Origin of the sequence: Sphingomonas silueang, assembly GCF_040049155.1 — a bacterium.
GTDB classification, from domain to species: Bacteria; Pseudomonadota; Alphaproteobacteria; order Sphingomonadales; family Sphingomonadaceae; genus Sphingomonas; species Sphingomonas silueang.
Genome location: NZ_JBDZDK010000034.1, coordinates 24,671 through 34,941, shown reverse-complemented (window position 1 = coordinate 34,941; position 10,271 = coordinate 24,671). Strand labels below are relative to the sequence as shown.

11 protein-coding genes are annotated in these 10,271 nt (G+C 62.8%); 3 read left to right on the top strand and 8 right to left on the bottom strand.

The features are described from left to right. Window positions 1-120: 120 nt before the first annotated feature. From ABLE43_RS20275 to ABLE43_RS20265, 3 genes are all read right to left on the bottom strand, one after another. Complete coding sequence (locus ABLE43_RS20275) at window positions 121-723, bottom strand: 3-hydroxyacyl-CoA dehydrogenase NAD-binding domain-containing protein (RefSeq protein WP_348979959.1); 603 nt, start codon at window positions 721-723, stop codon at window positions 121-123. Then, complete coding sequence (locus tag ABLE43_RS20270; protein WP_348979962.1) at window positions 720-1,148, bottom strand: acyl-CoA thioesterase; 429 nt, start codon at window positions 1,146-1,148, stop codon at window positions 720-722. Before ABLE43_RS20270 ends, ABLE43_RS20275 begins: the two co-directional genes overlap by 4 nt. A 65-nt stretch (window positions 1,149-1,213) precedes the next feature. Further along, window positions 1,214-1,837, bottom strand: coding sequence for a TetR/AcrR family transcriptional regulator (locus ABLE43_RS20265; RefSeq protein ID WP_348979958.1), 624 nt, complete (start codon window positions 1,835-1,837; stop codon window positions 1,214-1,216). Between the two features lie 265 nt (window positions 1,838-2,102). Here ABLE43_RS20265 and ABLE43_RS20260 point away from each other — a divergent pair, with 265 nt between their 5' ends. The 3 genes from ABLE43_RS20260 (at window position 2,103) to ABLE43_RS20250 (ending at window position 5,305) form a co-directional block, all read left to right on the top strand. Beyond that, window positions 2,103-3,224, top strand: coding sequence for a catalase family protein (locus tag ABLE43_RS20260; RefSeq protein ID WP_348979957.1), 1,122 nt, complete (start codon window positions 2,103-2,105; stop codon window positions 3,222-3,224). A 61-nt stretch (window positions 3,225-3,285) separates the two neighbouring features. Then, on the top strand, window positions 3,286-3,930 hold the full coding sequence (locus tag ABLE43_RS20255) for a hypothetical protein (protein WP_348979956.1): 645 nt from the start codon (window positions 3,286-3,288) through the stop codon (window positions 3,928-3,930). A gap of 1 nt (window position 3,931) precedes the next feature. Continuing rightward, the gene (locus ABLE43_RS20250) at window positions 3,932-5,305 is read left to right on the top strand and encodes a Dyp-type peroxidase (protein ID WP_348979955.1); all 1,374 of its coding nucleotides are present in this window, start codon (window positions 3,932-3,934) and stop codon (window positions 5,303-5,305) included. A 20-nt stretch (window positions 5,306-5,325) separates the two neighbouring features. Here the strand turns inward: ABLE43_RS20250 and ABLE43_RS20245 are convergent, their stop codons facing one another. From ABLE43_RS20245 to ABLE43_RS20225, 5 genes are read right to left on the bottom strand one after another with little or no spacing between them, the layout of a single operon-like run. Next, the gene (locus ABLE43_RS20245; RefSeq protein WP_348979954.1) at window positions 5,326-5,466 is read right to left on the bottom strand and encodes a hypothetical protein; all 141 of its coding nucleotides are present in this window, start codon (window positions 5,464-5,466) and stop codon (window positions 5,326-5,328) included. Beyond that, on the bottom strand, window positions 5,463-6,572 hold the full coding sequence (locus tag ABLE43_RS20240; RefSeq protein WP_348979953.1) for an ABC transporter permease: 1,110 nt from the start codon (window positions 6,570-6,572) through the stop codon (window positions 5,463-5,465). The genes ABLE43_RS20245 and ABLE43_RS20240 overlap by 4 nt, the downstream gene beginning before the upstream one ends. After that, a complete protein-coding gene (locus ABLE43_RS20235; RefSeq protein WP_348979952.1) occupies window positions 6,569-7,699 on the bottom strand; it encodes an ABC transporter permease in 1,131 nt (376 codons plus the stop codon). Before ABLE43_RS20235 ends, ABLE43_RS20240 begins: the two co-directional genes overlap by 4 nt. Beyond that, window positions 7,696-8,700, bottom strand: a complete 1,005-nt coding sequence (locus ABLE43_RS20230; protein ID WP_348979951.1) for an HlyD family secretion protein — start codon at window positions 8,698-8,700, stop codon at window positions 7,696-7,698. Before ABLE43_RS20230 ends, ABLE43_RS20235 begins: the two co-directional genes overlap by 4 nt. Beyond that, window positions 8,697-10,157: a TolC family protein gene (locus tag ABLE43_RS20225; RefSeq protein WP_348979950.1), complete on the bottom strand. Its 1,461-nt coding sequence runs from the start codon at window positions 10,155-10,157 to the stop codon at window positions 8,697-8,699. Before ABLE43_RS20225 ends, ABLE43_RS20230 begins: the two co-directional genes overlap by 4 nt. Between the last annotated feature and the right edge of the window lie 114 nt (window positions 10,158-10,271).

Here is a 10,271-nt window from a genome sequence, read left to right as displayed (position 1 = left end):
GCCTCGGCCTCCTTCAGCACCGCAATGATCTGCTCTTCCGTGAACCTCAGTCGCTTCATTGTCCGTCCTTCCATCAGGGCCGGACTCTAATCGCACTTGGAGGAAAATCAGGGGGTCACGTCAGAACGGCACCAGCAGGGAGTTGAGGACATAGCCCGCTTTCTCCTTGCGCACCGGGATCGGCACCATGCCGATGGCGGAGGCGAAGGCGATCAGGGCATCGAACACAGCCGGATCAGTGTCATCCGTGCCCATCACCTCGGCGGTGTTGAACTTCCAGATGCTGTTGGCGAAGTGCAGCGCCAGAAACCGGTCCGGTCGGCCGGTGAAGGCCTTCAGGTCGCTCGGCAGCAGGGTCGAGCTATTGGTGGCGAAGATCGTCCTGTCCGGCGCGAGCCCCGCCAGTTTCTCGTAGAGCGCCTGCTTGATCGAAAGAACCTCCGGAACCGCCTCGATCACGAGGTCCGCGTCCGCGACGGCCGCGCCGAGATCGCTCAGCAGAGCGATCCGCTTGAGCGCCCCGGCCGCCTTGCCGCCAGCCGCGCCCGACACCTCGTTCGTGTAGGTTTCGACGAGCGCCGCCAGCCGTGCGCGCGCCTGTTCGAGCGCTTCCTCGCTGATGTCGTAGGCGACAACATCGAAGCCGCTATAGGCCGTCTGGAAGGCGATCTGGCTCCCGAGGACCCCCGTGCCGAACACCGCCACTTTCCTGATATCGCTCATCCAATTTCCTTCTGCGCGGTATCGTCACTTAGAAACGGAGCCGCCACCTCCACCGGGACGCGGGCCAGCTTGCCGGTTTCCCGATCGACCAGGGCCCATTGGGTCAGCGAGGCGACGATCGTCCGGCCGTCTTCGGCATGGAATTCGACGCATCTCGCATAGCGCGCGCCACGCGGCGCTCCGACGACCCAGGTGATCGCACTGACCTCGTCTCCCGCCCGGACATTGCCGCGATAGTCGACCTCATGGCGCAGCACGACCGCGACGAACCGGTCGCGATCCTGCGAGCGCGCGGCCGTCAGCCAGTGCGCCACCGACGCATCCTGAATCCACGTCACCCAGACCGCATTATTGACATGGCCGAGTTCGTCGATGTCGGCATCCCGGGCGCGGAAGCGGATATGGAAGCGCCGATGCTCATCCACCTCGCCGACGAGTGGGTGTCCGTGCTCATCGCAGCCGATGCGTCGACGATCTGACACGATCCCGCTCACGAATACGCCTGCTCCTCATGCGACGAACCCAGTCCTGCCATGGCGCGGAAGAAGCCGACGAGCATCTCGTCGCGCGGCATGGCGCCTTCGACATCGCCCTGCACCGCCAGTCCCATCCAGAGCGCGTAAAGACCGATACCGGTCTGCATCGGCGGCAAGGCCGGACGCAGTGCGAAGCGTTGCGTCAGATCGGCGACGAGTTCACCGAACATCCGATAGCAGGCCGCCTTGCCTTCCCGGTGCCGCTCGGCGAAAGCCGGATCGCGCCGGGCATGAAGCTGCAATTCGATCGAGAGCAGCGACCATTGTGCCTCGTCGGCAAGCTTCGCGAGCCGGGCGGCCAACACCTGCAGCGTCGCCTCGATGTCATCGCCGGCGCATTGCGCGACCAGATCACGAAGCAGTGTGACCTCATCCTGGATATGGCTCTGCAGGATCTCGACCAGCAGATCGTCCTTGCTCGCGAAGTTCGAGTAGAAGGCGCCCTGCGAATGCCCTGCGGCGCTGCAGATGTTGCGGATCGACATGGCCGCGACCCCCTCCTCGATGATCGAGGAATGCGCGGCAGCGATCAGTCTGTCGCGCGTCTGACGCTGCGTGTCCTTGCGAGTGAGGCGCATGGGAAAAATCCTCCGACTATCAAACGGGACACCGAAACCTTTCGCAGGTTCAGCAGCGCTTTACAGACTCAGATATCACCTGATATCTAGAATCGCAATCCGCCTTTGCCACATCAACAGGCCCTTCACCTCGCCAGGCGCGGCGAACCGAGTATCAGATTGACGCGTAAGACCTGCGCCAATCTTGAGAATGCGCGGATGAGGACCTGGTGGAACCGATCGTTGAGATATCAGTTGATATTTCAAATGATGCAAGGCGCCGCCTATGAATGATGATTTGGCAAGCACTGGAGGTACGCGAGCGGCGCCGGTTCTTTACGATCCGGCGATCGAGGTAACTGGCGAGCGTGAAGCGGCGCTCATGGAAGAGATCGTTGGACGGATGGCAGCCAGTAGCCGCTGCGCGTTCGAACGGCACCGCCACGCCATCCGCGACGCCCACGCCAAGTCGCACGCGATCCTCAAGGGCGAGATGGTGGTTGCCCCCGGGCTTCCGCCCGAACTCGCGCAAGGCATCTTTGCAGTGCCAGCCAACTATGGCGTGGTGGCGCGGCTTTCGTCTGCGCCGAGCGATATTCATTCCGACGAGATACCAGCCCCTCGCGGTTTCGCGATCAAGGTCATTAACGTTCCCGGCGACCGGCTGCCCGGCGATATCGGCGGGGCCAACCAGGACTTTCTGATGGTGAACTTCCCGACCCTCGCGTTCGGCACGATCCCGAAATACAAGACACTGCTCGGGGTGCTTGAGGCAAACGCCCACGCGCCGGACATCTTCCAGCGCATGGTCGCCGGCGCCGCCCGCGGCGCTAAAGGCGCGCTTGAGGCGCTCGGCGGAACGGCCGGTGCGACGCTAGAGGGTCTGGCGCGGGACAATCATCATCCCCTCGGCGAAACCTACCACACGCAGGGTGCGCTGCGCTTCGGAGATTACGTGGTCAAGCTGTCCCTGGCACCGGCTTCGCCTGAGGTTACCGCGCTCACCGGCCAGACCGTGGCTGATATGACATATTCCGGAATGCGCGACGCGATCGGCTCATTCTTTGAAAATCACGGCGCCGTGTACGAGCTGCGAGCGCAGCTATGCAACGACCTCGAGGAAATGCCGGTCGAGGATGCGGCCGTACTGTGGGACGAGACGCGGTCGCCGCACCGAAAGGTCGCCACGCTGCGTTTTCCGCTGCAGCGCCCCTACGGTCCGGAGCGCCAAGTCTATGGCGACGATGTCCTGTCGTTCAACCCATGGAATGGCATCGAAGGGCACCGCCCGCTCGGCGGCATCATGCGTATTCGGCGTCTCGCCTATGAACGCTCAACTCGTTTCCGCCACGAGATGAACGCTCGGCCCCGTCACGAGCCGGCGAGCGTCAACGAAATCCCAGATTGAGGAACCAGTCATGACAGAATCCAAGGATCCGCGCCTCGCCGACGAGAGTAAACTTCAGGAGGTGCGCCGACGCGCCGGCGAACTCGCGCAGGATCTTCCTCAATTAGCGAAGATCGCACTGGAAGCGATGATCCGCGACCACAATCCGGCCTATAAGGGTAGCGCGAACAAAGCAGGCCGCGCGGGCAAGCAGTCCGGCAATGTCTCCGAGCTGACGGCGATCGCCACGCTGAAGCCCGGCGGCGCGGACCGGCTGCGCAAGATTTTCGACCTGACGAACGGCAATATGGACGGGGCGCAGCGCGTCTCGACCCTCCATGATATGCGCTTCGTGTTCTTCGACGACGACACGCGAATCCTGTTCGCCACCACCTATGATGGCGACTGGGACACCTATATCAACGACTTCGCGACCAAGATCCCTGGGCTGATGGATCTTCTGTTCGCCAATGTGGAAGGCTGGCCGGGAATCGACAGCCCGTCGGTGAAGGACTTCATCGCCAACCATCAGATCGACGCTGCCGGGTGGTTTGTCGCTAATCCACAGATCACCGTCGTCGACGTGCGGCGTTACCAGCGGCAAGAGGAAGCGCTCGGTGCGTTCATGGACGACATGGCGAAGAATGCGGGGATGGACGCGGCCACCCGCGCCGCGCTCGATCGGTTCAGCACCGCGATCGCCCAGCCCGAAGGCGTGGATTACTGACATGAGCGTTCTCGCCAACCTCGCCTCGCGCTTCCGCCGGGACCGTGTCACCCTCGCGCTGGAGGACATCCAGGCGCTGATCCTGCGCTCTCGGCCCGAACCTTATGTGGGCATCCATGCGATGCTGCATGTCGACGAAGCGGCGGGCGGGCGCGATCTTCTCGGCCGTCTCACGCCGCATATCCCGGCGGCGTCGGGCTGGACCGAGGAACTGACCGCCTGGACCGGGGTCGCGATTAGCCATGCCGGCCTGAAGGCGTTGGGCGTGCCTCAAACCTCGCTCGACAGCTTCCCGATTCCTTTCAAGCAGGGCATGGCCGCTCGAGCCGAGCAGCTGCGCGATTTCGGCGAGAACGCGCCCGAGCATTGGGAAGACGCCTTCCGCCCTGGCACCTGCCATATCGCGCTGACCATCTATGCCCGCGATGATGTGGCACTGGACGCCGCAGTCGAGAAAGCGATGGGGGAGTTCGAACGCTCGCACGGGGTCACGCTGGTCGGCACGCACCGCTTTGGTGCTGATGCCGATGCGAAAAACCCGTTCGGATTCCGCGACTCGATCTCGCAGCCCAGCATCAAGGGCAGCGGCGTCGACCCGCAGCCGGGCCAGGAACGCGCCGTCGCACCGGGTGAATTCATCCTCGGCGAGAACAGCGAAACCGGCGCGCCGGTAGGAATGCCGGAGCCGGCCGAACTCGGCCGCAACGGCTCGTTCGTGGTATTGCGCAAGTATCAAAGTCGCGTCGGTGCATTCAACGACTTCATCCGCGCCCGCGCGGATGACGAGGAAGGTCAGGAACTCCTCGGCGCCAAGATGTTCGGGCGCTGGCGCAGTGGCGCCCCGCTCGTCCTTTCCCCCGACAGGGATGACGAAGCGCTTGGCGCCGATTCGACGCGCAACAATGACTTCGATTTCTCGGAGGATAAGCGCGGCCTCGTCTGCCCGCACTCAGCGCACATGCGCCGGCTCAATCCGCGAGATAGCGCACTGACGATCATGACCGACGTCAACATCCACCGCATCATCCGCCGCTCTTCGACATTTGGGCCGAAGTGGACGCCGGAGGTGACCGCCGACGACGACGCTGCCAGGGATCGCGGCATCTTCTTCATCTTCATCAGCGCGCGCGCCTATGACACGATCGAATTCTTCCAGCAGGAATGGATCAACCGGGGCAACTTCATCGATCTCGCCGAGGAACGCGACCCTATTGTCGGCCTTCACGAGGAGCCGGGCAGCTTTACCATCCCCGCCAGCCCTGTCCGGCAGCGCGTCGACGGGGTGACGACGTTCAACCGGCTGCGCGGTGGAGAATATATGTTCATGCCGTCTCTTACGGCACTGCGGTGGATTTCTGCTGGCGCTTGGACCTGACGGCTGTGCGAGAGATCGACTTACACGAGCGCTGACGGAGTTTTGCCGTCGATCGGCGAATTGAGACGCGCTTGGTGCGGCGCCATGATTCGATTCACTTGCTTTTGTTTGACCTCGAAAAAGAAGGCGCGGGTGTCAGCGACCACCAGTTCGGCCGTCATTCCGCCGGAACGGATACGGATGTTCGATCTCCCAGCAGCCACCACGCTCCATAGGCGGCGAGAAGTACAATCAGCACCGCCATCGGGATTAGCGCCTCTTGCATGGCCGCCCCCATTTGATTGAAGCGGATGAACAAATGCATGGCCGCAGTCGCTGGGGACAATGAGGCCACCATATGTACAAAAGCGGGCATCTGATCGAGCGGCCAGGCAAAGCCGGCGAGAAAAGCCAGCGGAAGGGAAGTCGGCATAAGCAGCTTTAGCGCATCGTCGCCGTTCGAAAACAAGCGGCCCAGCGCGAGGCCCAGCGCCGATACCGTCGCCGCGAAGATGGGCATGGCGATCAGGAGCCCGCCGACGTTGCCAGCCCGAGGAATGTCCTGAATCCAGAAGGCAAAGCCGAACACGAAGGCGGCCGCGAATACGCCGAGCAGGGTGCAGGCACACCAAGTTCCCAGCTTCTCGCCAAGAGAGGTCGTCACGATACCCCGCCGGCGGCGTTCTGCCACCAACCGGGCAGACGCAAACAGCAAAGTTTGCTGGAGAATGATGGTAGCGATCGCTGGAAATACGTAGTCGCGATAGCCTCCGATTGTGTTGAACAGCGGCTGAGTGATGATCGTCGGCGCAGACAAGATCTTCTGATCGGAAGGTTGTAGGCGCGACGTCCGTGCGGCAAGGTCCTCGGCGCTTTTGGCGATGGAGCGCGCAATTGCGGCCACCCTCGCGAAATAGGCGGCGTTGAGCGCAACCGCGACACCCGCCCCAGGCCTGCCGGCCGAAAGATCGGCGGTCATGCCGCGCGGAATGAAGATGAAACCCTCGGCGCGGCCCGCACTGACCATGGTCCTCGCTTCAACAAGATCCCGCGTGGTAAGCACTACGTGCACGGCCTGGGTATCCTCGAGTTTGCGTCCCAGCGCCCGCGTCAGCGGCGATCCATCCTGATCAACCACGATGAGCGGCAGCTCTTGAGCCTGCTGGCCCGCATAGGGAGCAGGATAATAGAACGCGTAGAACAGGACCGATATGACTGTCAGCGACAATAGGGCGCGATCGCGCAGAATTTGCAGCAAGGTATGTTCGAAGGCAGCCCAAATGCTCATCTCTCAGAGCCCTGGCGATACCAGATCAGCGCGATTGTGACGCCACCGGCAAGGATGGGATAAAGCAGGAGCAGGAGCAGCTCCCGCACGATGGGCGCGGCTCCCGCGCCCGCCACCACGGCCATCTGCAGCCTCAGATAATGGGTTAGCGGTAGAACCGCGCTCCAGAAGCGCGCGATCACAGGAGCCCCGGCGATCGGCAGCGAAGCGCCGGAATAAGCCAAAGCGGACCCGGCGATGATGACAGCCCCCGACAGTGCGGTCGCGACATTGCGGATTGCGATGATCAACAGCAGACCGATCGCCGCCGTAGCACAAAAGAGAAGAAAAAGACCGATTACGGCCGCGATGAGACTGCCCTCGAACCGATATCCGCGCGCCAGTGTAAGCCAGAGCATCCAGACTATGCCCCACAGCGTTCCAGCCGCAATATGAGGAGAAAGCCGCGCTGCAAACGAGCAGGGCAGCGTCAAAGCGCCGCGACTCTCCGATTGGAGATAGCCTTCGCACAGCGCCGTTCCGATCGATCCGATTACCGAAACGGCAATAAGAAGATGAAGCGTGGCGGGTCCCAGCAGCAAACCCAAATACCACTCAAGACTGAGCGTCGGATTTCCTAGCAGCGAGATCTTCACGCCGGGCCTCGCCAGGCGCAGCGCTTGCGCGCCCGAGATGCCCAGGTGCTGCGGTGCCCCGCTAACAAGGGCAGATTGTACGGCTAGCTCCGTGTAGGTCGCGGCGAGGTTTCCAGCCGCCAGAAATTGACCTTCATAGAAGATTTCGATCGGAGCGCTCTTGGGTGAGACGTCCTCAAGACCATGGGGGATCACCAATATTGCGAAAGCATCCTCCCGACGCACTGCTGACAAGGCTTCTACGATATTGCCGGTTACGCGCGCGAGCTCCAGATGGGGAGACGCCTCCACTGCCCTCACGATCCTGCGCGCCGACGCGCCACCATCGCGATCCACCACCACGACCTTAAGATGACTGAGCGATCCCGGTGAGATCATCGCCGCCATTAGCGCCAGCATAACCGCCGGCAGAAGAGTGAGAAGACTAAGGTCGAGGGGACTCTTTGCCAAACGGCGCACTTCATTCCCGAGCGCCGAACGGAACGGACTCATCGCGGCCAGTTGAACAGCACGCTCATGCCGGGCCGCAGTCCAACCCCCTCGCCTTCCGGGACGAGCTTCACCTCGAAGGCGCGCATGTCATAGCCGCGCGTCTGCCGTTCCGCCCGAAAGGTCGCGAACTCTCCCTGGGGCGCGATATGGCGGACCCGAAAACGCACCGTTCGGCGCAGCGCCGGAACCTCCCCCTCGAGAACGGCCCCCGCACGCAGACCCGCATAATCCTCCTCGCGTATGTTGAGCAGGACGTAGGGATGATCGATGTCGATCAGTTGGAGGGCGGGGATCACGGGACTGACCAACTCTCCGGGATTGACGAAGCGGCGCGCCACTTCCCCGGCGATCGGGGCCACGAGCCGGGTTTCATCGGTCAACGCCTGGGCGCTCGCGACCGTAGCCGCCGCGATACGAACTTGTGCCTGTGCGATGTCGCGGCTCTGCGGTCGAACGCCGGTAAGCGCCTTGCGATATTGGGCGCGCGCGGCCTCGGCGGCCCGCGCACTGCTATCGCGGGCAGCGTTCGCCTCATCGCGGCGCTGGGCTGCGATCACCCCTTGAGCATAAAGTCTGTCAGCCCGGACGCTGCTGGTCCGGGCGAGGTCAGCGTTCGCCTGCGCTGCCAGCCAGGTCGCGCGTAAACTTTCTATGTCCTCGGACCGCGTCCCCTCATTCGTCAGCGATTGTGCCGCTCGCGCGCTGTCCAATGCCGCCTGGGCTTGCCGCTGACCGTTCACGATCTCGGGGCTCGACAATTCGGCAAGCAATTGTCCGGCGCGAACACGGTCCCCTTCCTGGACCAATAGTCGGTCCATGCGCGACAGGGCCTTGGTCGAGATATTGATCGAATCGGCATCGACCTCGCCCTGAAGCGCCGGGCGGGCGGGGCGGCTGGCAAGCCACAGCCCTGCGATGAGAACAACGGCGATAAAAACGAGGCCGCCATAGAGTATGGGGCGTTTGCGTGAGGGCACTTCACGGATCTCGCTTTCGCTCATCGTGCCGGCTCCAGGGGAAGGCGAACATTCGCCCGAGCGATATAGTCCGGGAAGCGGTCAAGTTGGCCGGAAGAGGCGAGCAGCCCGGCAAGCGCCAGGACATATTCATACGCGGTCGCGGCCCGCTGCGACCGGGCAGAAGCCAGCGCGGCTTCGGCCCCCAAGACGGCGGTGACGGTCGCCTCGCCCTCCGAATAGGAAATTCGCTGGACCCGGAGATTCTCGTTCGCCGCGGCCATACTGCTGTCGAGCAGGATGAAGGAGCGCCGGGCGGCTTCCATCATATTCCATGCACGAAATGTAGCGGATGTCGCCTGCTTTCTCGCTTCGCGGGCCGCATCGGCCGCGGCACCTTCCTGCGCGCGCGCCGCAGCCAGACTATGACCGCGATCGACGTTCGACAGGATCGTGAAGCGCGCACCAATACCCACCACCCAATCAGGTTCCGTCGGCAAGGCGCTGTTACGATTGAGGTTATACTCGCCGAAGGCAAAGGCTTGCGGCCGATAGCGTGAACGCGCCAGATCGACGCTCGCACGCGCAAGGTCTCTGCTCGCGTCGGCCTGACGGGTCTGCGGAAGATCGCCTTCGCGGCCCAGAAATGCCGATGCCGGCATTGGCGAACGGGTGTCCACAAACAAGGCGGTGGTCGCAACAACGGCATCGGCATCGAGCGTGCGGGCAAGATCATCGCTGGCCGATCGCTCCGCCAGGACGGCGCGCTGCCAGGCACGCTCGGCGGTGTCCCGGGCAACCTGCGCCTCGAGGGTTGATGCACGCGGCGTCACGCCCGCCTTCTCGAGCTTGACCGCATCGCTATAAACACTGTCGAGGGCGGTAAGCGACTCCTTTGTCGATGCTACCAGCGCTTGCGCGGTCAACTGCCCGAAGTAGAGCCGGATGAGGTTGATTTGTGCGAGATCACGCGCCTGGGCCGAGCGCGCATCAACCAATGCCACATTGGCTGCCGCCCCTCTCTGAATGGCCGGGATCGCGCCGCCGGAATATAGCGGAAGGACCGCCTGCACAGTCGGTCTGAAGGCATCGGCTCTGTAACGGTAGGACAATGTATCGGGAATTTGAGCATACAGGCCGGGCAGCGCCTGCGATAGTCGCGCCGCGATCTCGGCTGCGACCTGCTGAAAGGGTGGAGCCACCGAATCCGGCAGCGTATCGAGATAGTTCGTCACCGCCTCCTGCCCGGCTTGTTTGACGCCGCCCACATCGAGCGAGAAGGTTTTTTGATATTCGATATACTGGGCGGATACCGTAACAATAGGCCTGTGGAGGGCCTTAAGCGCCGCCTCGCCCTCTCTGGCGGCCGTCGAGGCATGATCTGCGCCTGACAGCGCCGGGGACGTTCGTGTCAGCCTCTCGCTTGCAGCCGAGAAGCTCAGTGCGACGGGAGCCGGGGCATTCTGTGCTATCAGCGCACCGGGAAATAAGGCTGCGCTCAATCCCAAAGCCCGTAGACGTCCCACACGAAATTTCCTCGACACTCCGCTCAGAGCGTTTCCCTTTCTCGTCACTTACGAAGACAGCGTACTCGAAATGACGTTGCGGCACATCGC